Raw genomic sequence first — 24,555 nt, 5'->3', positions numbered from 1 at the left:
CGGCGGCGGCGCGGCGGCGCGGTCAGGCTTCGGAACCGACAGGGCGGATCTCGCTGATTCTGAGTATGGTGGAAGCGGGGTCGGTGCGGCTCTGGAAGCGCTCCACGCGCATAATCCAGTCGCGGGAGGCCGCCGTCAATTCCTCCTCGGCGGTTCGGCCCTTCGGGAACAGGGCCGTGCCGCCCGGAGCGAGGAGGGCCCGGGCGTGATGCAGCAGCACCGGCAGCGGGGCGAGGGCGCGGGCGGTGAGGAGTTCGGTTCTCGGGAGCTTCGTGTCCTCGATGCGCTTGGCATGGACTCTGACCCCACGCAGGTCGAGCCGTGCGGCGGTTTCGACCAGAAACGCGGCTTTGCGCTTGTCGGCCTCGACAAGGTCGACCCCTCGACCGGTGGCCACAGCGAGCACCATTCCCGGGAAGCCGGCGCCGGAGCCGATATCCACCAGCGCGTTAGAGGCGGTCTCCGGCAGGAGGGGCAGCAATTGTAGGGAGTCTACAATGTGCCGTTGCCAAACCTCCTCTGCCGATCGTGTGCTGACGAGGTTCACGCGTCTGTTCCAACGCAAGAGCAGATCGACGAAGCTCCGGAGCTTCTCCGTTGTTTCACGTGAAACAGGAAAGCCGAGTTCGCCCTCGTCCGGTTTCACGTGAAACACGTCAACGCCACGCTCACCTGAGATGCACGGCCAGGGCAGCGAGCGCCGCCGGCGTCACGCCGGGCACCCGCGATGCCGCGCCCAGGTTGGACGGTTTCGCCGCATCCAACCGCTGGCGCATTTCCAGAGACAGCCCAGGCACGGCCGAGAAATCCAGGCCCTCCGGCACGACCAACTTCTCCTCCGCTTGCAACGCGCGGAGGCTCTCGGCCTGCCGGGCCAAGTAGGGTTCGTACAGCGCTTCCGCCGAAAGCTCGTCCAGCACCTTCGGTCCGAACTCCGCCAACCAAGGAAACAAGCGCGGCAGCGCGTTCGTGGGCGTCGAAGCCAAACCCATTGTCTCGAAAGCGCTGCGCCAGCGGCCGTCTTGGTTGATCGCTATGCCCTGTGCCGAGTACCGCGCCGGCGAAGCCCCGTCGCGCCGGGCCAACCGACGAGCGGCAGCCAACCCGTCCAGGTGGGCCTTCTGCGCGCTCGCCCGTGCCGCGCCCACGCACCCCCAGACGACTCCTCGATCGCCGAGCCGCGAGACGGCGTTGTCGGCCCGCAGGGCGAGGCGGAACTCGGATCGGGCGGTCAACATGCGGTAGGGCTCGGTCACGCCCTGCAGCACCAAGTCGTCCACCAGCACCCCGATGTAGGCTTCGGCGCGACCGAGCACCCGGTCAGGGGTGTCGGCGCCGGCGCGCCGCGCCGCGTTCAGCCCGGCCATCAAGCCTTGCGCCGCGGCTTCCTCGTACCCCGTGGTGCCGTTGATCTGCCCGGCGAGGAACAGGCCTTTGGCGGCGCGCACCTCCAGCGTCGGGTCCAGGCAACGCGGGTCCACGTGGTCGTACTCAATGGCGTAGCCCGGCCGCAGGATCCGCGCGTCCTCCAAACCGGGGATGGAAGCGACGACGCGCGCTTGCACCTCCTCGGGCAAGCTCGTGGAAATGCCGTTCGGGTACACCGTGTGGTCGTCGAGGCCCTCGGGTTCCAGGAAGATCCGGTGCCGCTCACGTTCGGCGAAGCGCACCACCTTGTCTTCGACCGAGGGGCAGTAGCGCGGCCCGCGCCCTTCGATGCCGCCGCCGTAGGCCGCGCTCCGGTGCAGGTTGTCCCGGATGATGGCGTGCGTGGCCGGCGTGGTGGCGGTGATGGCGCAGGCCACCTGCCGGTTTCCGATCCGCTCCGTCAGGAACGAGAACGGCTCGGGCGGGTCGTCGCCCGGTTGGGATTCGAGCGAGGACCACGCCACCGTCCGCCCGTCCAGCCGGGGCGGGGTTCCGGTCTTCATGCGGCCGAGCGGCAGGCCCAGGCGCCGGAGGGCGTCGGCGAGCCCCAGCGCCGGCGCTTCGCCCGCCCTCCCGGCGGGCACACGCTTGTCGCCGATGTGGATCTCGCCGCGCAGGAAGGTGCCCGTGGTGATCACCACCGCGCCGGCGGCGACGCGGCGGCCGGATGCCGTCCCGACGCCGACCACCGTATTGCCCGGCCCGAGGAGCAGAGTCTCGGCGGCGTCCGCCCGCACGGCGAGGTCCGGCGTCTCCCGGAGCAGGGATTGCACCGCAGCGCGGTAGAGCCTGCGGTCCGCTTGGGCGCGGGGGCCGCGGACCGCCGGTCCTTTGCTGCGGTTCAGCAACTTGAAGTGGATGCCCGCGGCGTCGGCGGCGCGGCCCATGATGCCGTCGAGCGCGTCGATCTCGCGGACGAGGTGCCCCTTGCCGACGCCGCCGATGGCGGGGTTGCAGGACATCTCCCCCACGGTGTCCAGCCGGTGGGTGAGCAACAACGTCCGCGCGCCGCACCGGGCGGCCGCCGCCGCCGCCTCGCAGCCGGCGTGCCCGCCGCCGACCACCACCACGTCCCACGTCTCGTCGTGCATAGGCGCCAATTAGGGGATGCGGGGGTGCGTGCGCCAGCCGGTCGCCGGACGGGAAGACGTGCGGCGCCGGCGCGGCGGCCTCACTTGCCTATGCAGAACTCCCGGAACACGGCGTCCAGCACCGCTTCCACTCCTACTCTCCCGGTGATCCGCCCGAGGGCCGCCGAAGCGGCGCGGAGGCACTCGGCCCGGAGTTCGGGCAGTCCCGCGCCGTCGAGTTCGGCCAAGCGCGCGGCGGCGTCCCGCACCGCCGCCCGGTGCCGGCCCCGGGTGATCGGGGCCGTGGCTTCCGGCCTCGCCAGATCCCGCGCCACCGCGGCGAGGGCCTCCTGCAAGGCCGCGAGGCCGGCGCCGGTCCGGACGGAGACGGAGATGGGCGCGACGCCGCCGATCGCGGCCGGCGCTGGGGTGAGGTCGGTCTTGTTGGCGACCACCAGGGCGCCCGGGGCCACCAGGGCCAGCGTTTCGGCGTCCGGCGGCGAGTCGGCGGCGAAGACGAGCAGGCGCAAGTCCGCGGACTCGGCGCGGAGCAGGGCGCGGCGCACGCCCTCGGCCTCGATCTCGTCCGAGGCTTCGCGCAACCCGGCCGTGTCGGCCAAGGTGACCGGCACGCCGCCCAGGTCGAGCCGCGCTTCCACCACGTCGCGCGTCGTGCCGGCCCGCGCCGAGACGATGGCGGCGTCCCGGCCGACCAAGGCGTTCAGGAGCGACGACTTGCCGGCGTTCGGCGCCCCCAGGATCGCCGCCACCAAGCCTTCGCGCAGCCGCTCGCCGCGCCCGCCGTCCGCGAGGTGCGCTTCCATCTCCGCCCGGAGCGCCGCCGCGGCACGGCCCACCGCCGCGTCCAGATCGGACGGCAGGTCTTCCGTCTCGAACTCGATGAAGGCTTCCTGCCGCGCGAGCAGGCCGGTCAGCCGCCTCGTCCATCCTTCGTAAAGCGAGGCCAAGGCGCCTTCGGCTTGGTGCAGGGCCTGGCGGCGCTGGGCGGCGGTTTCCGCCGCGATCAGGTCGGCGATGCCCTCCGCGGCGGTGAGGTCCATCTTGCCGTGGACGAAGGCGCGCCGGGTGAACTCCCCGGGTTCGGCCGGGCGCGTGCCGGCCGCGACCAGGGCGTCCGCCACCCCGGCGATCACGGCGGGGCCGCCGTGCAGGTGCAGTTCGGCGCAGTCCTCGCCGGTGTAGCTGCTCGGGGCGGGGAACCAGAGCACCAGGGCGCGGTCTAGCGTTTCGCCGCTGTCCGGATGGCGCAGGCGCTTCAACGAGGCCGTGCGGGGCGCCGGCAGCGATCCGGCCAAGCGGCGCACGGCTTCTCCGGTGCCGGAGCCGGACAGGCGCACCACCGCCACCGCGGCGCGGCCGGCGCCGGACGCAAGCGCGAAGATCGCGTCTTTATAGGATGATAATCCTTGTTGCCGCACCGGAGCCGCCTCAAGCCTTGGGCGGCGCGACGTCCCGCTCGGTCAGCATCAGGCGGCGCGCGCGCCCGCTTTCCCGGAGGTGCGCCGAGAGAATCTCGTCGATGTCCTCCGTCGTCTCGGCCCGGTACCAGACGCCTTCCGGGTAGACCACCACCGTCGGCCCGAACTCGCAGCGGTCCAGGCAGCCGGCCATGTTCACCCGCACGCCCTCCAGGCCGAGTTCCTTCGCGCGCGCCTTCATGTAGTCGCGCAAGCGTTCGCTGCCGCGGGCGGCGCAACTGCCGCGGCGGTGCCCGTCCGGCCGGCGGTTGCAGCAGACGAAGACGTGCGCCCGGAAGAAGGGCGGCGGGTCGGCTTCAGCGGTCACGGTGCCATCTCCGGCGCCGGCTCGGCGCATTCTCGGCGGGACCGGTGCAACGCGTCCCCGCGCCACCCATCTAGCGGCCTCGCCCCACCCCGGCCAGGGTCACCGCCGCCATGCCAGACACCCCAGCGCCTTTCCCGCCGGAGAACCTGCTGCGCCGCGCGTCCTCGCCCTACCTGCTCCAGCACGCCGACAACCCGGTGCATTGGCGTCCCTGGGGCGCGGAGGCGCTGGCCGAGGCCAAGGCCGCCGGCAAGCCGATCCTGCTCTCGGTGGGCTACGCCGCTTGCCACTGGTGCCACGTCATGGCGCACGAGTCCTTCGAGGACCCGGAAACGGCGGCGCTGATGAACGAGCGCTTCGTCAACATCAAGGTGGACCGGGAAGAACGGCCGGACATCGACGCGCTCTACATGAACGCGCTGCACCTGCTCGGCGAACAGGGCGGCTGGCCGCTCACCATGTTCCTGACGCCGGAGGGCGAACCCTTCTGGGGCGGCACCTACTTCCCGCCTGAGCCGCGCTACGGCCGGCCCTCCTTCCGCCAGGTGCTGGGAGGCATCTCCGCCGCGTACCAGGCCGAGGAGGGCAAGGTGGCGCAGAACGTCGCGGCGCTGCGCGGCGCGCTCGCCCGCATGGCCGCCGCGGCGCCGGGGCCGCTGCCGAGCGCCGAGACGATAGAGAAGGTGGCGCTCGGCTTGGTGCGCGCGACGGACGCCGCGGAAGGCGGCCTCGGCGGCGCGCCCAAGTTCCCCAACCCGCCGATCTTCCGCTTCCTGTGGCAGATGCGCTTCCGCCTCGGCCAGCCGGCCTGCGCCGAGGTGGTGGAACTGCTGCTCCGGCGCATGAGCCAGGGCGGCATCTACGACCACCTCGGCGGCGGCTACGCGCGCTACAGCGTGGACGCCATCTGGCTCGTGCCGCACTTCGAGAAGATGCTCTACGACAACGCGCAGATCCTGGAACTGCTCGCCTTCGCCCACGCCGCGCGGCCCGACTGGCCCTACGCGCGGCGCGCGGAGGAGACGGTCGGCTGGCTGCTGCGCGAGATGGCGGCCACGGAGGACGGCGACGCCTTCGCCTCCAGCCTCGACGCCGACAGCGAAGGCGAGGAGGGCAAGTTCTACGTCTGGGCCGCGGACGAGGTGGACGCGCTGCTCGGGCAGGACAGTGTGCTGTTCAGCGAAACCTACGACGTGGACGCGGCCGGCAATTGGGAAGGCAAGGTCATCCTGAACCGCCGCCAACGGCCGGACTTCCTGGGCGAAGCCGAAGAAGCGGCGCTCGCCCGCTGCCGCGCCAAGCTGTTCGAGGCCCGCGCCAAGCGCGTCCCGCCCGGGCGCGACGACAAGGTGCTGGCCGACTGGAACGGCCTCGCGGTCGCCGCGCTTGCCCGCGCCGCCGCCGTGTTCGCCCGCCCGGACTGGCTCGACGCCGCCCGGCGCGCCTTCGACACCGTCGCCACGCGCATGGCGGCGCCGGACGGGCGCCTGATGCACGCGCTGCGCCACGGCCAGGCCTCGGCCGCCGGCTTGCTGGAGGACCACGCCGCCATGGCCCGCGCCGCGCTGGCGCTGTTCGAGGCGACGGGGGAGGACCGTTACCTGCGCCGCGCCGCCCAATGGGCGGAGGCGGTGGAGCGTCACTTCGCCGCGCCGCAGGGCGGCGGCTATTTCACCTCGGCCGACGACGCCGGCGACGTGCCGGTGCGCGGCCGCACCGCGGGCGACAACGCCACCCCCTCCGGCAACGGCATCATGGCGGAGGTGCAGGCACGGCTCTTCCACCTGACCGGCGACGAGCGTTGGCGCCGCGCCGCGGAGAACACGATCGGCGCCTTCGCCGGCAGCGGCGACGCGCTGGCCGCCATGCCGGGGCTGCTCGCCGCCTCCGACCTGCTCGCGGAAGCGGCGGCGGTCGTGGTGGTCGGCCCACCGGGCGACCCGGCCGTCGAGGCCTTGGCCCGGACCGCGCTCGCGCACCCCGACCCGGCGGTGGCGCTGCTGCGCACCGCCGCCCCGGACGCGCTGCCGCCGGACCACCCCGCCGCCGGAAAAGGCGCGATCGGGGGCGCCCCGACGGCCTACGTGTGCCGCGGCGGCGTGTGCTCGCTGCCGGTGACCGACCCGGCGGCGCTCGTCGCCGCTCTGGCGCGTCCGGCGGCGGCGCCACCGGCCCCGGCCGCCGCCCCCGCTTGACGATGCGGGGCGGCGGGTGTGGCATCCCGCCCGCGAAGCTTTCCCAGAGTTCATGCCGCAACTCTCCCTCCTGACCCCGCTCGGCGACGTCACCCTCTCGGAGGAGGACGGCGCCATCGTCGCGCTCGATTGGGGCCGCGGGCGCGACCGCGAGGAAACGCCGCTGCTCCGCCGGGCGGCCGCGGCGCTCCAGGACTACTTCGACGGCGCCGACGCCGGCGAGGGCTTCGACGGCCTGCCGCTGGCGCCGCACGGCACGCCCTTCCGCAGGCGCGTCTGGGAGGCGCTGCGGCGCATCCCGCCCGGCGAGACCCGGTCCTACCTCGACGTCGCGCGGGGGGTGGGCTGCGCCTCTGCCCGCGCGATCGGCGGCGCCAACGGCGCCAACCCCATACCCATCCTGATCCCCTGCCACCGCGTGGTGGCGGCGGACGGCTCGCTCGGCGGCTACTCCGGCGCCGAGGGCCAAGCGACCAAGCGCTACCTGCTCGACCTCGAACGGCGCGCCCTGCGGGGGCGGCCCCTCAAGGGACACCTACTATGATCCACGCCATCCGAGTCCACGAGCACGGCGGCCCCGAGAAGCTGGTCTGGGAGGAGATCCCGAAGCCGGAGCCCAAGCCGGGCGAGGCGCTGGTGCGGCACGAGGCGGTGGGCCTCAACTACATCGACGTCTACTTCCGCACCGGCCTCTACAAGGCCCCGTCCATGCCCGTGACCATCGGCATGGAGGGCGCGGGCGTGGTGGAGGCGGTGGGGCAGGGCGTCAACGGCGTGAAGCCGGGCGACCGCGTGGCCTACGCCGGCGCGCTCGGCGCCTACGCGGAAGCGCGCAGCGTCCCCGCCGAGAAGCTCGTGAAGATCCCGGACGGCGTGGACGCGAAGCAGGCCGCGGCGATGATGCTCCAGGGCATGACGGCGCAGTTCCTGATCCGCCGCTGCCACAAGGTCGAGAAGGGCGAGACCATCCTGGTCCACGCGGCCGCCGGCGGCGTCGGCCTGATCCTCTGCCAATGGGCCAAGCACCTCGGCGCCACGGTCATCGGCGTGGTCTCGACGCCGGAAAAGGCGGAGCTGGTCAAGGCGCACGGCGCCGAGCACGCGCTGCTGACGAGCGAGGACATCCCGGCGCGGGTGAAGCAGATCACCGGCGGCGCCATGGTGCCGGTGGTGTACGACAGCGTCGGCCGCGACACCTTCACGACCTCGCTCGACTGCCTCCAGCCGTTCGGGCTGATGGTGAGCTACGGCAACGCCTCCGGCCCGGTGTCCATCCCCGACCTCGGCGTGCTGGCCGCCAAGGGCTCGCTCTACGTGACCCGGCCGACGCTCAACACCTACACGGCGAAGCGCGAGGACCTGGAAGCGACGGCGGCGGAGCTGTTCGAGGTGGTGAAGAGCGGCGCGGTGAAGATCATGGTCAACCAGACCTACGCGCTGAAGGACGCTGCCGAGGCGCACCGGGCGTTGGAAGGGCGGAGGACGACGGGGAGTACGGTGCTGCTGCCGTAGGAACGCGGCCGCGAGCCGCCGCCTCGGCCTTGCCCGACGGGCTAGAAACGATTACCTTACATGTAAGACCTAAGGGCGGCGCGGCAGATGGGCGGGCCGGCGAACAAGAACCGTGAGGATGTGCGGCGGCACCGGCAACGCCTCCACGAGCGCGGCCTGCGCCCCGTGCAGATCTGGGTGCCGGACGTGCGCTCGCCGGAGTTCGTGTCCGAGGCCCGGCGGCAGTCCGAACTGGTGGCCCGCAGCCCGCACGCGGACGACGACATGGCTTTCGTCGAAGCCCTGTCGGCTGATGTCTGGGGTCCGTGGGAGGAGTGAAGCGGGGCGAGATTTGGACGGCCGCCGACCGATCGTCCGAATATGCGGGCAAGCCCGGGCCGGTGCTGGTCCTGCAAGACGACGCCTTCGCCGGGACCGACAGCGTAGTGGTGGTGCCATTCACTTCCGACCCAACCGTGGCGCCGCTCCTGCGCCTTCCGGTGGCGCCGGGCGCGGCCAACAACCTGTCGCGGCCGTGCAGCCTCATGGTCGAGAAGGTGACGGCGGTGCGGCGGACCAACATCGGCCGATTGGTCGGCAGGCTCGACGACCGCAGCATGGCGACGGTCGGCACCATGGCCGCCACGCTGCTGGGATTGGCGAGGCCGGCATTGCCGCCAGCGCGACGCGCGGCCTCCGGCGCGGCGGCGAAGACGCGGATGGCGCCCGCCAAGGCTTTGGCGGCGCGCAAGCCGCCCAGGGCACCTCGATAAGCTTTTCGGAAGAAGGCGCGCACCGAGCGATCTGGCCGATCCCTCTATACCTCCGCCTCGGAACGCGAAGGTTTTGCGGCGGTGACTACGCCTCCTTATCTTCTCGCGCGATCACACAATCACCCCAATAGGTGATGGTGCTCGGCACAGCTAGAAGCAGTTCATACCAAAAAGTGCCGCCGAGGAGGCCGCCAGTATTGTAAGCGACGCCTGAGAGCCGAAAAAGCCCGTCACAAACCGCTCTGATTTCGATAGGCCAGTACTCTTCTTCTGCGACGTACCGCACACGGACGCGGTTCTGTTCATCGTCGTCAATGCATATTCGGTACCTTCCGCCCGGAAACGCGAAGGCTATAGAGCGCTTGCCAAATTTGGCGGACTTATCTTCCCCGATCCTTTGCCACCTCTCCACTGAAAGCCTCCCGGCCGCGTTGAAGAACTGGAGCGGCGCTCCAACATTTCAGGGTGCGCTTTGCGGATGCTGCTAGCTTGGTCGGTGGGGACGTACAACGCCCAGCTTTGCAGCCCGGCGCCCCACGTCCAGCCAAAGGTCACGCTCCCGCCGCGCATCGTCCAGCGCCCTGTGATACCGCCGAGCCTATAAAGCGACCTTCCTGATCCAGGGGTATGCGCAGAGGGATCGCAGGCGCTCGGGCGTCAGCGCGTTCCGCGCCTTGCAGCAAGCGGCGACGATGGCGCCGTAACCGTCGAGCACGCGGTGGGAGAGGAACCTCTCGCGCAGGAACAGCCAGACGCGCTCCACAGGGTTCAACTCCGGGGCGTAGGGCGGCAGCGGCACGAGCGTGACGTTGGGCGGCACGGCGAGGCCGCGGGAGCCGTGCCAGCCAGCCCGGTCCAGCACGAGGACGGCGTGCGCGCCCGCCGCCAATGCCGCGGCGAAGCGGTCGAGGAACGCTTGCATGGCCGCGGTCGAGACCTCGGGCAAGACGAGCGCGAAACCCTGGCCGGTGGCGGGGCGGACGGCGCCGAACAGGAACGCCCACTCGTAGCCGATCTGGCGCAGGCCGCGCGGCCGCTCGCCGCGCACCCACCAGCGGTGCCCGGTGCGGCCCTTCTCGCCGAAGCGGGCCTCGTCCATGAACCAGACCTCGACGCGCTCGCCCGGATGGGCCTCGGCCGCCGCCGCGGCCCGCGAGAGCCCCCTTTGGCGAAAGCGGATTTCGCCCGTTCGTCGGCCTGCGGGTGCCGGGGGCGGGTCTTCTGCCGGGACAGGTCGAGGCGGCGCACGACGCGCGACAGGCTGGCCGGGTGCAGCCGCTTGCGGAAGCGGCGCTCGATCCAGCGGCACAAGGCCGGCAGGGTCCAGTCCGCGCAGCCGTCCCGCGCCGGCTCGGGCCCGCGGAAGACGGCGTCCAGCAGCACCGCCTGCTCGGCCTCGGTCAGCGCCGGCGGCCGGCCCGGCTTGGGGCGGTCGCGCAGCCCTTCCAGGCCTTCGGCGTTGTAGCGCACCACCGCGTCCCGCAGCGCCTGGCGCTCCATGCCGGCCAGCCGCGCCGCCTCCGCCCGGCTTCTGCCCTCCAGCGCGGCGGCGATCGCCAGCATCCTCGCCGCCGTGCGCGGACCTCGTTCGCGCCGCGCCAAGGCTCGCAGCCGGGCGGGGCTGGCCAAGTCGGTCCGGATCTCGCGCGCCGCCCCCATCGGTCTCTCCACCGTCGTCGAAAGGGCAGGAAACCACACGAGCCGTCCCGCCGGCCCCACGAGAGGGCCACAGGTCTCCTCCCGCGAAGGTCTCGCTCCATCGATCCACCGGCACGCGGAAATCCAACCGCGCACACCATTGCAGGCAACTACACCAGCGTGTAGTTTCGTGGCCGTACGGAGCGCTTAGGGCGCATCAGCCCCGCCATGGCCTGTGCACCGCATGGCGGGGGGGAGATGGCGTGCATCGACGTGTCCTGCTCGCGCTGGGCGCCGGCGCCCTCGGTTCGGCCGGAGGCGTTCAGGTCCGACAGGCTGGAGGGGCTATGGCCGGAGGCGTTGTGAGAGCGTTGCCGGACGACCTGCGGTGGCCGGCTGCCCGTCTCACGCCGCTGGAGGGCCCGGTCGGCGGCGCGGCCGCGTCGCGCTTCGGCGGCCTGCCCGAGGTGCCGCCCGGCTTCGACTGGCCGCGCCACAACGGCCGTCCGCTGGATCACCTGCTGCAAATCGACTTGGGTGAGCTGGGCGGGGTGCGGACGAACCTCGGCCTGCCCGCCCACGGCAGGCTGCTATTCTTCTACGACGTCGAAAGGCAGCCCTGGGGCATCTTCCCGCACGACGCCGGGTCGGCGCAGGTCGTCCATTTGGAGGACGCCGCAGGGCTCACGCCGTTGCCGCCGTCACAGGGGCGACCGGCGCTCCCCAGCGCCCGCGCGCTGTTCGAGCCGGTGGTGACCGTTCCTGACGACCTGTCGGGGTCGCCGTGGCTCGAAGGCGTGCATCTGACGGAGGAGGAACGCGCCGAGGCGTCCGAAGCGCGGAAGCGGGACGAATTGGCCGGTTACTCCGGACAGATCGGGGGACACCCCCACTGCATCCAGTCCGCGATGGAAGTGGGCTGCGAACTCGCTTCGTCGGGCTTTGGGGCCGGTTCTTCTGAGGATTTCGCCTCCACGGCGGGCGTCAATGCCAAACGCGAAGCCCGCGCGTGGCGGCTCCTCCTCCAGCTACCGAGCCGAAGCGCGCTGGGCGCGGAGTGGGGCAGCGGCCTTGGCGTCATCTACTTTTGGATCAAGCGGGACGCCCTCGCTCGCCGCGACTTCTCGCGCGTCTGGCTCATGCTCCAGACCACCTAGGCACCGCCGCCGTCGGCGGAGGCCATCCGCACGAGACAGGCGTCGCTGTTCCTGCGCGTGAGCCTGGACAGCGAAAGTCACTTCATAGGCTCGGTGGTATGAGCCGGCTCGGCATCCTTCGCGCGGCGCTGCACGTCTTCGAGGATCGGGCCCGCGATCCGCTCCCGCTCTTCCGGCGCCACGCCCGCCGCCTCCAGCGCCGCCGCCACGGCCTCCGCCCGCGCTTCCTCCGTGTCGCGCAGCCGCAGCGCGTGGCGCGGCAGGCCGCCGGCGCGGAGCAGGCGCGACAGCCACTGGCCGTCCCAGCTCGGCGCCGAGGCGTAGAGGCGATGGCCGGAGAGCGCGTCGAGCGTTCGCCGCGCCGCCTCCGCCGCGGGCTCGCCGTCGCGTTCGAGCGTTTCGCGCGGGATGCGGTGGACGGCTTGCGCCGCCGCGGACCAGTCCGTCCAGTCGGCGGCCGGGCGGATCAGGTGCGACTCTTCCTCGCCGGTCTCGAACACCCAGGCCACCTCGATGGGGAAGCCCTTCTTCGAGAGCGAGGAGGCCTCGAAGTCGAGGAACACCGCCAAGGGCCGGCACGCCACGCGGAGCGTCCCGCCGGCCCTGACCCCGGCCGCGTCAGGTGTTCATCGCGTCGAAGAAGTCCTGGTTGGTCTTGCTGTACTTCAGCTTGTCCAGCAGGAACTCCATCGCGTCCTGGGTTCCCATCGGGTTCAGGATGCGGCGCAGCACCCACATCTTCGACAGCGTCGCGCGGTCCACCAGCAGCTCCTCCTTGCGGGTGCCGCTCTTGGTGATGTCGATCGCCGGGAAGGTGCGCTTGTCGGAGAGCTTGCGGTCGAGGATCAGCTCCGAGTTGCCGGTGCCCTTGAACTCCTCGAAGATCACCTCGTCCATGCGCGACCCGGTGTCGATCAGCGCCGTGGCGATGATGGTGAGCGAGCCGCCCTCCTCGATGTTGCGCGCCGCGCCGAAGAAGCGCTTCGGCCGCTGCAGGGCGTTGGCGTCCACGCCGCCGGTCAGCACCTTGCCTGAGGACGGCACCACGGAGTTGTAGGCGCGGCCGAGGCGCGTGATGCTGTCCAGCAGCACCACCACGTCGCGCTTGTGCTCGACCAGGCGCTTGGCCTTCTCCAGCACCATCTCCGTCACCTGGACGTGCCGCGTCGCCGGCTCGTCGAAGGTGGAGGCCACCACCTCGCCGCGCACGGTGCGCGCCATGTCCGTCACCTCCTCCGGCCGCTCGTCGATCAACAGCACCATGAGGAAGACGTCGGGGTGGTTCGCCGTGATGGACTTGGCGATGTTCTGCAGCATCACCGTCTTGCCGGTGCGCGGCGGCGAGACGATCAGCGCGCGCTGGCCCATGCCGATCGGCGCGATCAGGTCGATGACGCGGTGGGTGTAGTCCTTGGTCGGGCCCTTGCCGCCGCTCGCCTGCTCCGCGTCCGGGTTCTCCATCTTGAGCCGGCGGTTCGGGTAGAGCGGCGTGAGGTTGTCGAAGTTGATGCGCTGGCGCAGCGCTTCGGGCGGCTCGAAGTTGATGGCGTTGACCTTGAGCAGCGCGAAGTAGCGCTCGCCGTCCTTGGGCGCGCGGATCTGGCCTTCGACGGTGTCGCCGGTGCGCAGGCCGAAGCGGCGCACCTGGGCGGGGGAGACGTAGATGTCGTCCGGCCCCGGCAGGAAATTCGCCTGCGGGCTGCGGAGGAAGCCGAAGCCGTCGGACAGGATCTCCAGCGTGCCTTCCCCGTAGATCGCCTGCTCGTTCTCGGCGAGCTGCTTGAGGATGGCGAACATGATGTCCTGCTTGCGCAGGGAGGAGGCGTTCTCGATCTGCAGCTCCTCGGCGAAGGAGAGCAGGTCCGCGGGGCTTTTGGCCTTGAGTTCTGAAAGGTGCATGGCGCTTGGACGTCCGGAGGGAACGGGAACTGGCTCCTTCCCGGTGGTGCCGAGGCCCGCGGGCCGGAATGGCGGCGCGCGTCGCTCCGGTTCTTCCGCTTCCGCCACGATGCCGCCCGGTGATGGAGCGGTGCGCGGTGGCGAGTGGGTACCGGGGGAGGAGAAAGGAGAGAGCAGCGACCGAGGACCGGCCCGCTGCCTGGGGCACCGCAGACCCTAGGGATCGGGCGGCACGTCGTCAAGGAAGGAGATGGGAGTCCGGTCCTGCCGGATCAAGCCCCTTCTACCCGCCGGAGGAGGCCCAGGGCTTCACGATCACCATGACCACGATCAGCGCCAGCAGGAGCGTCGGCGCCTCGTTGGCCACCCGCCAGTAGCGCCCGGTGCGCTGTCGCCTGTCGGCCTCGAAGCCCTTCCGCTCCGCCGCCAGGTGCATGTGGAAGGCGGTCATGGCCAGGAAGCCCGCGGCCTTGCCGTGCCACCACCCGGCCCGCCAGTCCACCACGCCCGGGGTGAGCACCAGGACCAGGCCGAAGACCCAGGCGGCGATCATGGCCGGGTTCATGATGGCGCGGAGCAGCCGCCGCTCCATGCCCTTGAAGGTCTCGCTGGTTTCCGAGCCCGGCGCCGCCGCGGTGTGGTAGACGTAGAGCCGCGGCAGGTAGAACAGCCCCGCCATCCAGGCGAACACCGAGAGCAGGTGCAGCGACTTGGTCCAAGGGTAGAACGGCGCCAGCGCCTCCACCGTCATCCGGCGACGGCCGCCAGCCCGAGCAACTCCGGCAATGCCGCCATCGCGGCGAAAGGCTCCGCGCCGGCGGCGGCCAGCACCGAAGCGTCGCTCTCGCGCGTCAGCCCCAGCACCCGGCAGCCGGCGCGGACGCCGGCCCGCACGCCGAGCAGGCTGTCCTCCACCACCACGCAGTCGCCTGGCGCCGCGCCGCAAGCCAGCGCCGCCGCCAGGTAGATGTCCGGCGCAGGCTTGGGCCGCGCCACGTCCTCGAAGGAGAAGACCCGCCCGGCGAAGAAGGCCGCCAGCCCCAAGCGGTCGAGCTTCGCGTCCAGCTCCGCCCGCGCCGAGTTGGACGCGACCGCCACCGGCAGCCCCGCCCCGGCCACGGCCCGCACCGCCTCGAGCGCCCCCGGCACCGGCTCCGCTTCCCGGCACATGGCGGCGGCGATGCGGACGGAGAGCATCTCGGGCCAGCGGGCGGGCAGGCGCCCGACCCGCGCCTCGATCACCGGCAGCATCGCCGGCAATGCCATGCCGAGGAAGGTTTCGCGGCACTGCTCGGCCGAGATCGGCCAGCCGCGCGCCGTCAGCTCCTCCGCCACCAGCCGGTTCACCAACCCTTCGCTGTCGGCCAGCACGCCGTCGCAGTCGAACAGCACGGCAGCAGGCCGTGGCGGCGGCACCGGAGCCGTCACGCCGCTTCCCGGACCTTGGCCGCCGGCGTCCCGGCCTTGCCGCCCAGGGCCGCCGGGGGGCGCCTCCCGTCGCCGCGGACCTTGGCGTGCGGGCAATCGCCGTGGGCCTTCGGGCACTGCCGCGCCCCGGCGAAGGAGCACAGCTCGCGGCCGCTGCCACGCGCCCGCCGCACCAGCGCGGCCAGGGAAGCGATGAAGTCGGCGTCGCTGTTCTGCGTCGGCACCCGGAAGTAGCCCGGCACGCCGAGCTTGTGCGCCGCCTCCCGGTACTCGACGTCCAGTTCCACCAGCGTCTCAGAATGCTCGGACACGAAGGCGATGGGGCAGACCAGCACCGCGACCTTGTCCTCGGCCGCGGTTTCCAGCGCCTCTTCCGTGCTCGGCCCGATCCAGCGCTGCGGCGTGACCCGGGACTGGTAGCAAACCTGGTGGTCCAGCCCCTCGACGCCCAGCGCCTCCACCACGGAAGCCACCGTGCGCTCCACCTGCCACTGGTAGGGGTCGCCGCGCTTGACGATGCTCTCGGGCAGGCCGTGCGCGGAGAACAGCACCCGCAGCCCGGCCCCCGCCGGCAGTTCCGCCAGCGCCTTGTCCCGGGCCTCGCGCACCAGCGCCGCGGTGGCCGCCGCGAAGCCCTCGTCCGAGTGCCAGCAGCAGACGGTCGTCGTGGGCAGGCGGAGGCCCACGGCCCGTGCCGCCTCGTCCCAGGCCACCATGCTGCTGCCGGTGGTGGTGGTGGAGAACTGCGGGTAGAGCGGCAGCAGGACGACCTCCGTGGCGCCCCAGTCGCGCACCGCCCGCGCCGCTTCCTCGCTGAAGGGGTGCCAGTAGCGCATGGCGACGAAGCAGCGGTGCTCCTCGTCCGCGGCGCCCGTCCCGGCGTTCAGCGCCGCTTCCAGCGCCCGGCCCTGCTCCTCCGTCAATTCCAGCAAGGGCGAACGGCCGCCGAGGATGGCGTAGTTCTCCGAGGCCGCCTTGGTCCGCCGGGCCGCGATGAAGCGGCCGAGCCAAGGGCGCACGAAGCCCGGCACCCGCAGGATGGCGGGGTCCGTGAACAGGTTCTCCAGGAAGGGCCGCACCGCCTCGGGCGAATCCGGCCCGCCGAGGTTGAACAGCACCACCGCTACGCGCCGCATGATGTCCATGGTTCCCGAATCGCGCGCCATAGATGCGGGCCCGGAGGCCCGGGTCAACCGCTCCGCACCACGCGGACCAGCGCCGACACGTGTTCTGGCGGCGTGGTCTTTTCGATGCCGTGGCCGAGGTTGAACACGAAGGGCCGGCCGCGCATGGCGCCGAGGATGGCCCGCGCCTCCACCTCCAGCGCCGGCCCGCCCGCGATGAGCGCCAGCGGGTCGAGGTTGCCCTGGAGCGCGATGGTGTCCGGCACCGCCGAAGCCGCCCAGCGCGGGTCCATGGCGGTGTCCATGCCCACCGCCTGGACGCCCGTCCGCTGCGCGAACTCGGCCAGCATCGGCCCGGCGAGCCGGGGAAAGCCGATCAAGGGGAACTCGGGCGGCAGCCGCTTCCGCAGCACACGTACCAAGGCGGCGTTCGGCTCGATCACCCAGCGGCGGAACTGCGCCGGCGGCAGCAGCCCGGCCCAACTGTCGAACAGCATCAGCGCCTCGGCGCCGGCCTCCGCCTGGGCCACGAGGTACTCGGCCGTCGCGTCCACCAGCATCCGGATCAGCCGGCCGAACAGCGCCGGGTCGGCGTGGGCCATGGCGCGCGGGTGGGCGAAATCGCGCGAGCCGCGCCCCTCCACCATGTAGCAGGCGACGGTGAAGGGGGAGCCGGCGAAGCCGATCAGCGCCGTCCGCGGCGCCTCCGCCTCCAGCCCGGCCCCCACCCGCCGCACCGTTTCCATGATGGGCGCCGCCCTTTCCGCCACGCCCGCGACCCGGAGGGCGCCGATCGCCGCGGCGTCGCGCACCGGCTCCAGCACCGGCCCCTCGCCCTCGGCGAATCGCAGCGGCTGGCCCATCGCCCAGGGCACCATGAGGATGTCGGAGAACAGGATGGCGGCGTCGAAGCCGTAGCGCCGGATCGGTTGCAGCGTCACCTCGGCAGCCATCTCCGGCGTGGTGCAGAGGGTCACGAAGTCGCCCGCCCGCGCGCGCACCTCGCGGTACTCGGGCAGGTAGCGCCCCGCTTGGCGCATCAGCCAGAGCGGCGGCGGCCACACCTGCTCGCCGGCGAGGGCGCGCAGCAGGGGCTTGGCCGGCCGGCCGTCCCAGGGGGTCTCGCTCGTCATCGCGCCGGCCCTCTCTCTATCAAACAAGGAGTCTTAGAAGGATTGAGGGGGTCAATTGGGCCTGTGGATAGCGGGGAAGCAACCTGCCGGGTCGTTGTCCACAGGCGCGTCCAGGCGAGGAACGGTGGACAAGCCCCTGAGTCGCGGCGCCGAATCCGAATTGTCCCCAGGGGCCGCGGAGTCGGCGGCGCCTTCTCCGCTGTGCCGCGAGTCGGGGCCGCCGTCCCCGACTCCCCCCGACTCACGGATCGGCCCCGCGGTTTTCCCCAGCATCCCCAGCGACTCACGCTATTCTCCCCGGCATGTCCCAGCCTCCGCCGCAGCAGCGCGTCATGAACCTGCACCTCGTCTCCGACAGCACCGGCGAGACGCTGAACTCCATCGCGCGCGCGACCCTGGCGCGCTTCGAGGACCAGCAGGTGGCGCCGCACCGCTGGAGCCTGATCCGCTCCCGCCTCCAGCTCGACCGCGTTTTGGAAGGGTTGCGGCACGAGCCGGGGCCGGTGCTGTTCACCCTCGTGGACCGCAGCCTGCGCCACGCGCTGGAGGAGACCTGCGAGCGGCTCGGCGTGCCGTGCCTTTCCGTGCTCGACCAGGTGGTGGACCTGTTGCAGGGCCAGTTCGGCTCGCAGCCGCGGGAGAAGCGCGCGGCGCAGCACGTGCTGGACGCCGACTACTTCCGCCGCATCGACGCCATGCACTACGTGCTCGCGCACGACGACGGCCAGGGCGCGGCCGGCATCGCCGAAGCGGACGTCTGCCTCGTCGGCGTGTCGCGCAGCAGCAAGACGCCGACCTGCTTCTACCTGGCGAACCGCGGCATCAAGGCGGCCAACGTGCCGATCGTGCCCGGCGCGGCGCTGCCGCCGGAACTGGAAGCGACGCCCTGCCCCGTGGTCGGCCTCACCATCGAAACCAACGCGCTGATTGAGATCCGCCGCCACCGGCTGCGGCTGATCGGCGCCGCAGGCGTGCGGCAGGACACCAACGATTACATCGATCCGGAGTCGGTGAAGGCCGAGATCCTGGCCGCGCGCCGCCTCTGCACCCGCATGGGCTGGCCCGTGATCGACGTGACGCGCCGCTCCATCGAGGAAACGGCGGCGACGGTGCTGCAACTGATGGAGGCGTGGCACCTGCGCCAGAAGCGCGGCACGGCGCCGCCGCAGCCCCTTGACCCCGCTGCGGCGGTCTTCGGCGGCGGGCCTTCGGCGTGATCCAGCGCCCGGACCCCCCGCTCGTCCTCGCCTCGGCCTCCGCCGCGCGCCGCGCGGTGCTGGCGGCGGCGGGCCTGCGGTTCACGGCCGAGGCGGCGGCGGTGGACGAGGCCGCCATCAAGGAGAGCGCGCGCGCCGAGGGCCTCTCGGCGGCCGAGACGGCGACCGTCCTCGCCGAGGCCAAGGCGGCCCGCGTCGCGCGGCGGGCGGGGGAGGACGCGCTGGTGATCGGCGCCGACCAGATCCTGGTCTGCGACGGCCGGTGGTTCGACAAGCCGGCGGACGGGGCGGCGGCGCGCGCGCAACTCCTCGCCCTCCGCGGCGAGACGCACGAGTTGGCGACGGCGCTGGTGTGCTGGCGCGGCGGCGAGCGCGTGTGGGGCCACGTGGAAACGCCGCGCCTGACCATGCGCGCCTTCTCCGACGCCTTCCTCGACGCCTACCTGGAAGCGGAGGGCGACGCGGTGCTCTCGTCCGTCGGCGCCTACCGGTTGGAAGGGCTGGGCGCGCACCTCTTCGCCGCCGTGCGGGGCGAGCACGCGGCGGTGCTCGGCCTGCCGCTGCTGCCGCTGTTAGGCTTCCTGCGCGGCCACGGCGTGCTGTTGGGGTGACGTCGCGGCCTCGGTCTGGGGCCGGCGCATGGATTTCCGATTGACGCCCACCTCTGTTCCCACGATCTTGATCACGGATTTGTGATCAACGCAGGGCCGCGCCGGCGGCCTCCACGGAAACGGGCAGCATGGATCATCGAGAAGGCCCCGGCGGCTTCGCCGGCGACCAAGCGACGACTCGCGCCGCCGCCGCGGCGCCGCCCATCGGCCTCCTCTTCGACCTCCCGCCCGCCGCCGCACCGCGCGGCCCGCGCAGCCATCTGGACCTCGCCGCCGAAAACCACGGGCTGGTGCCCTGGTGCGGCCCGACGGCCCTCGCCCTCGCCACCGGCCGGAGCTACGCCGAGGCCACGGCCATGCTGCGCGCCTCCGCGCCGGAGTGGTACCCGGCCGAAGGCCCGATCGTCACCGCGTATTGGCGCGACCTCCTGGCGACGCTCGCCTCCGCCGGCGTGGCGCACGCGCCGCACGCGCTGCCCGAGAGGCGCCCCACCCTGCTCCGCCTGGTGCGCGACGGCTTGGCCGCTGGCTGGTACCTGCTGCGCGTCACCGACCACTTCCTGCTGCTGCGCAGCCAGGGCTTCGGCTTCGCGGTGCTGCACGACAACCACCACACCGCCGCGCCCCTCACCGCGCGCAGCCACGGCCGCCGCAAGGTGACGCACGCGGCGCGGCTGCTCGGCGGGCCTTTGGTGCCCGCCTGAAAAACGCGCCCTGCGCAGGAATTTTGTTTCCTCGTAATGTTACGCATGCCATACATAATGTATTCACGAACGTGTGAGTAAACTCGGCACGTAAGATTTCGAGGTGAACTGCCGTGCGTCGGACCCCTCGCCTCGGTCTCCGGGGCTACCTCGTCGGATTCTTCGCGCTCGCCGCGATCGCGCCCACCGTGGCGGCGCTCCCCTTCATCGTCTCGGCGTCGAGCGCCGTCGCCGACAAGCGCACGGTCGAGGGCCTGCGGTCCGCGGGGCAGAACGCCGGCGCCAGGCTCGCGCGCACGCTCTACACGCCGTGGCGGCAGGTCGATGGCCTCGCCGCGATGGCGTCGCGCGAGGACGAGCCGACCAGCGTCTTCCGCATCCGTCTCGACACCGCCAGGAGGCTGGACGACCGGCTGTCCTGGATCGGCGTGGCCGGGCCGAACGGCCGCGTGACCGCCGCCGCCGAAGGGATGCTCGAAGGGCAGGACGTCAGCGCCCGCGACTGGTTCCGCAGCGGGCTCGAGGGCCCCTTCGCGGGCGACGTGCGCGAGGCGCTGCTGCTGCAACGCCTCCTCTCGCCGGGTGACTCCTCCGAACCCCTGCGCATCCTGGACTTCTCGAAGCCGGTGCGGCGCGCCTCGGATGGCGCGGTGGTCGGCGTGATCGGGGCGCACATCCCATGGAGCGCGGTGCGCGACCTGGTCCGCGAGGCGGTGCGGCCCGAACGGGCGGAGATCCTACTGGTGTCGCGCGACGGCACCGTGATCATCGGCCCGCCTGGGGTCGAGGGCACCCGCATCCAGCACCTGCGCGGCGTGCTCGCGGCCGGCCAAGGCGTCGTGGCCACCGCGGAAGAGGAGTGGCCCGACGGCGGACGCCACCTCAGCGTCACCATGCCCGTGCCCGGCCACAAGAACATGCCGAGCTTCGGTTGGAGCCTGATCCTGCGCCAGCCCTCGGCCGTCGCCCACGCGCCGGCGCGGGAGATGGCCGCGCGGCTCCTGCCCCCCATGCTCGGCGTCAGCCTCCTGCTCCTCGCCGCCGGCGCCCTGCTCGCCCGCGCCATCGCGCGGCCGCTGTCCCGCTTGGCCGCCAGCGCCGAGGCGATGGCCGCGGGACAACTTGACGAACCCGTGCCCGAGCACCGCGAGCACCGCGAGGCCGCGGTGCTCGGCGCGGCCCTGGCGCGCATCCAGAGCGCCCTAACGGCGTGCCCCGCGCCCGCCGCCGCGTCGGCCGCGGCGTCGCCCCAGCCCCTGCCGCGGCGGCACGCGGAACAACGGCCGGCGCCGGCCGCGTTGGCGGACGCCCACCAGTGAAGCGCGCCGCCACCCTCGCCGCCGGCCTGCTCCTCGCCGCCGGCGGCGCCTACGTCATCGTCGGCGAGCAGATGGCCGGCATCAGCGCCAACGCCGTGGTCAACGCGCAGGTGCTGACGGTCCGCGCGCCGGTGGACGGCGAACTCGCGCTGCAGGTCCGCAACCTCGGCGCCCGGCTCGGCCCGGGCGAGCCGATCGGCCGGGTGGAGGACCCGCGGCCCGACGAGACGCGCCTCACCGACCTCCGCCGCATGCTGGCGATGGCCGAAGCCGACCTCGCCCGCCTGCTCGACCTGACCAAGGCGCTGGTCGCCAGCCGCGCGCTGCTGGAAGGGCAGGCGGCCGACTACGCGCGCGGCCGCGTCCAGCAGCTCGAAGCGCGCCTGGCCGAAGCGGGCGCCGCGCTGGAAGGGACGCAGTCCCGCCTGCGCGAAGCGGACGCGACCCTGCGCCGCGCAAACGACCTGAGCCGCAGCGGCGTGCAGACGGTGGCCGACTTCAACAAGGCCCGCTCCGGCTTCGAGGTGGGCACGCAGGAGGTGGAAGCGGCGCGCTACCGCGTCCGCTACCTGACGATCGAGCTGGACGCCGCCCGCCGCGGCGTGTTCCTGGGCGATTCCTACAACGACGCGCCCTCCTCCACCCAGCGCCTGCGCGAGATAGACCAGCGCCTGGGCGAGATCTCCGCCGACGTGCGCGAGCGCAACCGCCGCATCGAGCTGCTCGAAAATCAAGTGAACGAGGAACGCGTGCGGCTCGCGCGCTTCCGCGAGGCGCGCCTCGCCTCGCCCGTGCCTGGCATGTTGTGGGAGGTGATGACGGGCAGCGGCGAATACGTGCGCCGGGCCCAGGACGTGGTGCGGCTGGTGGACTGCTCCACCACGGTCGTCACCGCCAGCGTGCGCGAGTCGGTCTACAACCGGCTCAGCGTGGGCGACCCGGCGCGGTTCCGCCTGCTGGGCGACGGCCGCGTCTTCGAAGGCACCGTCGCGCGCCTCGCCGGCTCCGGCGCCGAGACCATCTACCGCAGCCTCGCCGTCGGGCCGAGCGCGGAGCACCTCAAGCGCTACGACGTGGCGATGGTGTTCCCGGCGCTGGCCGCCGACCCGGAGCTCGGCTGCGCGGTGGGGCGCACCGGCCGCGCCGCCTTCGCCCCCCGGCCGCTCGACCCCTGGCGCCGGATGCTCGCCGCGCTTGGCGTGGGCTAGCGGTGTTCCTGCTCGGCGACTACGCCGCGGCCTTCGCGCCCACGGCGCTCGCCATCGGCTTGGCGCTGGTGGTGCTCCCCTTCTGCCGCCGCGGCGACCCGCTGGTGCGCGCGGCGCTGCTCGCCGCCGCCTTCCTCCTGTCCGTCCGCTACATGGCGTGGCGCTTCTCCGAAACGGTGCCGCCGCTGGGCTTCACCATCGACGCCTTCGCCGGCTGGTCCTTCGCCCTGCTGGAGGCCGGCACCGTGGCCTCCTCCAGCCTCGCCTTCCTGTTCCTGTCCCGCACGCGCGACCGCGCGCCCGAGGCCGACCGCCACGCCGGGTGGTGGCGCCCCGGCCGCGCGCCGGTGGTGGACATCCTGATCGCCACCTACAACGAAGAGGAAGCGATCCTGGAGCGCACGATCGTCGGCGCGCTCGCGGTGCGGCACCCGGACACCCGCGTCTGGGTCCTGGACGACGCGCGCCGGCCCTGGCTCCGCCACCTCTGCGCCCGGCTCGGCGCCCGCTACCTGACGCGGGCGGACAACGCCCACGCCAAGGCCGGCAACATCAACGCCGCCTTCGGCGTGCTGCGGACCCTGGAGGCGCCGCCCGATTTCGTCGCGGTGCTCGACGCCGACTTCGTGCCGCACCGGGACTTCCTCGACCGGGCGCTGGCGCTGTTCCACGACCCGTCGGTCGGCTTGGTGCAGACGCCGCAGCACTTCTTCAACCCCGACCCGATCCAGCACAACCTCGGGATCGGCCGTGCCTACCCGGACGAGCAGCGCTTCTTCTTCGACCACATCCAGCCCGCCCGGGACGCGTGGGGCCTCGCCTTCTGCTGCGGCACCTCCTCGGTCATGCGGTGGTCGGCGCTCGAAGCGATCGGCGGCTTCCCGGTCGGCAGCGTGACGGAGGACTACCTGATCACGCTGCGGCTGCGCGAGGAGGGCTACTCCACCGCCTACCTCAACGAGCCGCTGACCGAGGGCCTCGCCCCGGAGGGCCTGGGCGAATACATCACCCAGCGCGGCCGGTGGTGCCTCGGGTTGATGCAGATCATCCGCGGCCCGATGGGCCCCTTCGCGCGCAACCGGCTGCGCCTCGCCGACCGCGTGGGGCTGGTCGACTCCTTCCTGTACTGGGCGACGACCTACCCGTTCCGCCTGGCCTGCCTCGTCACGCCGCTCGCCTACTGGTTCTTCGGCGTCACGGTGGTGAACGCGCCGGTGGCGGGGGTGATAGAGTACTTCGTCCCCTACATGCTCACGGTGCTGGTCGCGCTGAACTGGATCTCCGGCGGCTTGGTCGTGCCGATCCTGAACGACGTGAGCCAAGTCCTGGGCGCCAAGGAGATCACCAAGGCCGTGGCGCTCGGCCTGGCGAAGCCGCGCGGGCACAAGTTCAAGGTCACGGCCAAGGGCGGCGACCGGGACCGGGTGGTGGTGCAATGGCCGCTGCTCAAGCCGCTGCTGGCCCTGTTCGCGCTGACGGTCGCGGGGCTGTTCTTCTCGCCCCTGACCGGCGTGGTGTTCGACCGCGACGCCGGCGACGGCAAGTGGGTGATCCTGTTCTGGACCTTCTACAACCTCGCCGTGCTCGCCGTAGCCATGGCCGTCTGCGTCGAGCCGCCGCGCGCCTCCGACGCCGCGCGTCTGCGGCCGGAGCGGGCCGTGGTGCACGCCGAGGGCGCCGCCGTGCCCGCCTGGATGATGCGCCTCACGCCCGCCGATGCTTGGCTTCGCGGCGGCCCGTTGCTGCGGCCCGGCCAGGAATGCGAGGTGGAGATCGACGCCGTCGGCCGCGTGCCCGCGGAGGTGGCGCGCGTCGAGGCGGGCGGCTTCGCGGCGGCCCTGCGGCCGGAGCCGGCGCAGCGCGCGGCGATCCTCGCCAAGCTGCACACGCGCGAGGGCGCTTCCGGCACGGTGCGGACGGCCCCGGGCGGCATGGTGGCGGGCCTGCTGGCGCGCGCCTCGCGGTCCTGAGCCTCGGGGGAGCGGGCGCCGCGCCGCCCGTTCAGCCCCGCCGGCGGCGCAGGAGGAGATGCACCGCGCCCGGGTTGGCCGCGTGCGGGTGCGCCGCGCCGAGCAGCAGCGGGCGGAGGTCCGGCGCGTTCAACCAGTGCGGCAGCTCCCGCCGCAGCACCCCGCCCTCCGGCGTGGAGCCCTTGCCGGTCACCACCGCGACGCAGCGCACGCCGTCCGCGTGCGCCTCCGCCAGGAAGCCCCGGAGCGCGCCGTGCGCCTCGTGCGCGCGCCGCCCGTGCAGGTCCAGCACGCGCTCCGGCCGGGTCTTGCCGCGCCGCAGGTCGCGCCAGCGCCGCGCGTCCAGCCCGCCGGGCGCGGCGCCGGCGCGCAGCTCGGCCGAGG

Annotated in this window: 24 protein-coding genes and 1 pseudogene; 12 read left to right on the top strand and 13 right to left on the bottom strand. The window is 72.6% G+C overall.

The window, feature by feature from the left end; translation table 11 throughout:
* Positions 1-22 precede the first annotated feature (22 nt).
* The 4 genes from rsmG to ABD067_RS20655 all read right to left on the bottom strand — a co-directional run bounded on the left by rsmG (position 23) and on the right by ABD067_RS20655 (position 4,304).
* Positions 23-646 (bottom strand): 16S rRNA (guanine(527)-N(7))-methyltransferase RsmG, encoded by a 624-nt coding sequence (rsmG, locus tag ABD067_RS20670; RefSeq protein ID WP_343897286.1) that lies wholly within the window; start codon positions 644-646, stop codon positions 23-25.
* A 22-nt stretch (positions 647-668) separates the two neighbouring features.
* The gene (gene mnmG / locus ABD067_RS20665; protein ID WP_343897285.1) at positions 669-2,519 is read right to left on the bottom strand and encodes a tRNA uridine-5-carboxymethylaminomethyl(34) synthesis enzyme MnmG; all 1,851 of its coding nucleotides are present in this window, start codon (positions 2,517-2,519) and stop codon (positions 669-671) included.
* A gap of 80 nt (positions 2,520-2,599) precedes the next feature.
* Positions 2,600-3,937 carry a tRNA uridine-5-carboxymethylaminomethyl(34) synthesis GTPase MnmE gene (gene mnmE, locus ABD067_RS20660; protein WP_343897284.1) on the bottom strand — a complete coding sequence of 446 codons (1,338 nt, stop codon included), beginning with the start codon at positions 3,935-3,937 and terminating at the stop codon, positions 2,600-2,602.
* A 10-nt stretch (positions 3,938-3,947) separates the two neighbouring features.
* Positions 3,948-4,304 (bottom strand): (2Fe-2S) ferredoxin domain-containing protein, encoded by a 357-nt coding sequence (locus tag ABD067_RS20655; RefSeq protein WP_343897283.1) that lies wholly within the window; start codon positions 4,302-4,304, stop codon positions 3,948-3,950.
* A gap of 110 nt (positions 4,305-4,414) precedes the next feature.
* On the opposite strand from ABD067_RS20655, the gene ABD067_RS20650 reads away from it, so the two are divergent.
* From ABD067_RS20650 to ABD067_RS20630, 5 genes are all read left to right on the top strand, one after another.
* Positions 4,415-6,499 carry a thioredoxin domain-containing protein gene (locus ABD067_RS20650; protein ID WP_343897282.1) on the top strand — a complete coding sequence of 695 codons (2,085 nt, stop codon included), beginning with the start codon at positions 4,415-4,417 and terminating at the stop codon, positions 6,497-6,499.
* A 52-nt stretch (positions 6,500-6,551) separates the two neighbouring features.
* Positions 6,552-7,043, top strand: coding sequence for a methylated-DNA--[protein]-cysteine S-methyltransferase (locus tag ABD067_RS20645; RefSeq protein WP_343897281.1), 492 nt, complete (start codon positions 6,552-6,554; stop codon positions 7,041-7,043).
* Positions 7,040-8,011 (top strand): quinone oxidoreductase family protein, encoded by a 972-nt coding sequence (locus tag ABD067_RS20640; protein ID WP_343897280.1) that lies wholly within the window; start codon positions 7,040-7,042, stop codon positions 8,009-8,011. Before ABD067_RS20645 ends, ABD067_RS20640 begins: the two co-directional genes overlap by 4 nt.
* Before the next feature lie 120 nt (positions 8,012-8,131).
* Positions 8,132-8,329: an antitoxin MazE family protein gene (locus ABD067_RS20635; RefSeq protein WP_343897279.1), complete on the top strand. Its 198-nt coding sequence runs from the start codon at positions 8,132-8,134 to the stop codon at positions 8,327-8,329.
* Entirely contained in the window at positions 8,317-8,763 is a 447-nt protein-coding gene (locus ABD067_RS20630) for a type II toxin-antitoxin system PemK/MazF family toxin (RefSeq protein WP_343897278.1), read from the top strand. Before ABD067_RS20635 ends, ABD067_RS20630 begins: the two co-directional genes overlap by 13 nt.
* A gap of 598 nt (positions 8,764-9,361) precedes the next feature.
* On the opposite strand, the gene ABD067_RS20625 is transcribed toward ABD067_RS20630, so the two are convergent.
* Together ABD067_RS20625 and ABD067_RS26495 are read right to left on the bottom strand one after the other, a co-directional pair.
* Positions 9,362-9,943 (bottom strand): IS630 family transposase, encoded by a 582-nt coding sequence (locus ABD067_RS20625; RefSeq protein ID WP_408871580.1) that lies wholly within the window; start codon positions 9,941-9,943, stop codon positions 9,362-9,364.
* Positions 9,937-10,326, bottom strand: a pseudogene (locus ABD067_RS26495) (IS630 family transposase); the annotation flags it as partial. The gene ABD067_RS20625 and the pseudogene ABD067_RS26495, both read right to left, overlap by 7 nt.
* Positions 10,327-10,772: 446 nt before the next feature.
* Between ABD067_RS26495 and ABD067_RS20620 the strand changes: the two are divergent.
* Positions 10,773-11,558, top strand: a complete 786-nt coding sequence (locus ABD067_RS20620; protein ID WP_343897276.1) for a YwqG family protein — start codon at positions 10,773-10,775, stop codon at positions 11,556-11,558.
* A 77-nt stretch (positions 11,559-11,635) separates the two neighbouring features.
* On the opposite strand, the gene ABD067_RS20615 is transcribed toward ABD067_RS20620, so the two are convergent.
* The 6 genes from ABD067_RS20615 to hemE form a co-directional block, all read right to left on the bottom strand.
* The gene (locus tag ABD067_RS20615) at positions 11,636-12,142 is read right to left on the bottom strand and encodes a transcriptional regulator (protein WP_343897275.1); all 507 of its coding nucleotides are present in this window, start codon (positions 12,140-12,142) and stop codon (positions 11,636-11,638) included.
* A gap of 34 nt (positions 12,143-12,176) precedes the next feature.
* A complete protein-coding gene (gene rho, locus ABD067_RS20610; protein WP_343897274.1) occupies positions 12,177-13,457 on the bottom strand; it encodes a transcription termination factor Rho in 1,281 nt (426 codons plus the stop codon).
* 283 nt (positions 13,458-13,740) lie between these two features.
* Positions 13,741-14,208: a protoporphyrinogen oxidase HemJ gene (gene hemJ / locus ABD067_RS20605; RefSeq protein ID WP_343897273.1), complete on the bottom strand. Its 468-nt coding sequence runs from the start codon at positions 14,206-14,208 to the stop codon at positions 13,741-13,743.
* Entirely contained in the window at positions 14,205-14,885 is a 681-nt protein-coding gene (locus ABD067_RS20600) for an HAD family hydrolase (protein ID WP_343897272.1), read from the bottom strand. Before ABD067_RS20600 ends, hemJ begins: the two co-directional genes overlap by 4 nt.
* Positions 14,882-16,021: a ferrochelatase gene (gene hemH, locus ABD067_RS20595; RefSeq protein ID WP_343897270.1), complete on the bottom strand. Its 1,140-nt coding sequence runs from the start codon at positions 16,019-16,021 to the stop codon at positions 14,882-14,884. Before hemH ends, ABD067_RS20600 begins: the two co-directional genes overlap by 4 nt.
* A 53-nt stretch (positions 16,022-16,074) precedes the next feature.
* Positions 16,075-17,142, bottom strand: coding sequence for a uroporphyrinogen decarboxylase (hemE, locus tag ABD067_RS20590; protein WP_343897269.1), 1,068 nt, complete (start codon positions 17,140-17,142; stop codon positions 16,075-16,077).
* Positions 17,143-17,444: 302 nt separating this feature from the next.
* Here hemE and ABD067_RS20585 point away from each other — a divergent pair, with 302 nt between their 5' ends.
* The 6 genes from ABD067_RS20585 to ABD067_RS20560 all read left to right on the top strand — a co-directional run bounded on the left by ABD067_RS20585 (position 17,445) and on the right by ABD067_RS20560 (position 24,171).
* Positions 17,445-18,359 (top strand): pyruvate, water dikinase regulatory protein, encoded by a 915-nt coding sequence (locus ABD067_RS20585; RefSeq protein WP_343897268.1) that lies wholly within the window; start codon positions 17,445-17,447, stop codon positions 18,357-18,359.
* A complete protein-coding gene (locus ABD067_RS20580; RefSeq protein ID WP_343897267.1) occupies positions 18,356-18,970 on the top strand; it encodes a Maf family protein in 615 nt (204 codons plus the stop codon). The genes ABD067_RS20585 and ABD067_RS20580 overlap by 4 nt, the downstream gene beginning before the upstream one ends.
* A 128-nt stretch (positions 18,971-19,098) precedes the next feature.
* Positions 19,099-19,674 carry a hypothetical protein gene (locus ABD067_RS20575; RefSeq protein ID WP_343897266.1) on the top strand — a complete coding sequence of 192 codons (576 nt, stop codon included), beginning with the start codon at positions 19,099-19,101 and terminating at the stop codon, positions 19,672-19,674.
* A 113-nt stretch (positions 19,675-19,787) separates the two neighbouring features.
* A complete protein-coding gene (locus tag ABD067_RS20570; RefSeq protein ID WP_343897265.1) occupies positions 19,788-20,993 on the top strand; it encodes a cache domain-containing protein in 1,206 nt (401 codons plus the stop codon).
* A complete protein-coding gene (locus ABD067_RS20565; RefSeq protein WP_343897263.1) occupies positions 20,990-22,201 on the top strand; it encodes an HlyD family secretion protein in 1,212 nt (403 codons plus the stop codon). Before ABD067_RS20570 ends, ABD067_RS20565 begins: the two co-directional genes overlap by 4 nt.
* 2 nt (positions 22,202-22,203) lie before the next feature.
* Positions 22,204-24,171 (top strand): glycosyltransferase, encoded by a 1,968-nt coding sequence (locus ABD067_RS20560; protein WP_343897262.1) that lies wholly within the window; start codon positions 22,204-22,206, stop codon positions 24,169-24,171.
* Positions 24,172-24,202: 31 nt separating this feature from the next.
* Here the strand turns inward: ABD067_RS20560 and ABD067_RS20555 are convergent.
* Positions 24,203-24,555, bottom strand: a 353-nt coding sequence (locus ABD067_RS20555; RefSeq protein ID WP_343897261.1) for a Smr/MutS family protein, incomplete at its 5' end; no start/stop codon positions are given.

This window comes from Craurococcus roseus (genome assembly GCF_039523795.1).
Classification (GTDB): Bacteria; Pseudomonadota; Alphaproteobacteria; order Acetobacterales; family Acetobacteraceae; genus Craurococcus; species Craurococcus roseus.
The sequence above is the reverse complement of the archived record's forward strand: the minus strand, read 5'-3'. Positions and strand labels throughout refer to the sequence as shown.

Bases quoted from the DNA above. Each gene is read 5' to 3' on its own strand.
- ABD067_RS20650 (WP_343897282.1), top strand. From the start codon at position 4,415: ATGCCAGACACCCCAGCGCCTTTCCCGCCGGAGAACCTGCTGCGCCGC.
- hemJ (WP_343897273.1), bottom strand. From the start codon at position 14,208: ATGACGGTGGAGGCGCTGGCGCCGTTCTACCCTTGGACCAAGTCGCTG.
- hemH (WP_343897270.1), bottom strand. From the start codon at position 16,021: ATGCGGCGCGTAGCGGTGGTGCTGTTCAACCTCGGCGGGCCGGATTCG.
- ABD067_RS20645 (WP_343897281.1), top strand. From the start codon at position 6,552: ATGCCGCAACTCTCCCTCCTGACCCCGCTCGGCGACGTCACCCTCTCG.
- ABD067_RS20575 (WP_343897266.1), top strand. From the start codon at position 19,099: ATGGATCATCGAGAAGGCCCCGGCGGCTTCGCCGGCGACCAAGCGACG.
- rho (WP_343897274.1), bottom strand. From the start codon at position 13,457: ATGCACCTTTCAGAACTCAAGGCCAAAAGCCCCGCGGACCTGCTCTCC.
- ABD067_RS20585 (WP_343897268.1), top strand. From the start codon at position 17,445: ATGTCCCAGCCTCCGCCGCAGCAGCGCGTCATGAACCTGCACCTCGTC.
- mnmG (WP_343897285.1), bottom strand. From the start codon at position 2,519: ATGCACGACGAGACGTGGGACGTGGTGGTGGTCGGCGGCGGGCACGCC.
- hemE (WP_343897269.1), bottom strand. From the start codon at position 17,142: ATGACGAGCGAGACCCCCTGGGACGGCCGGCCGGCCAAGCCCCTGCTG.
- ABD067_RS20640 (WP_343897280.1), top strand. From the start codon at position 7,040: ATGATCCACGCCATCCGAGTCCACGAGCACGGCGGCCCCGAGAAGCTG.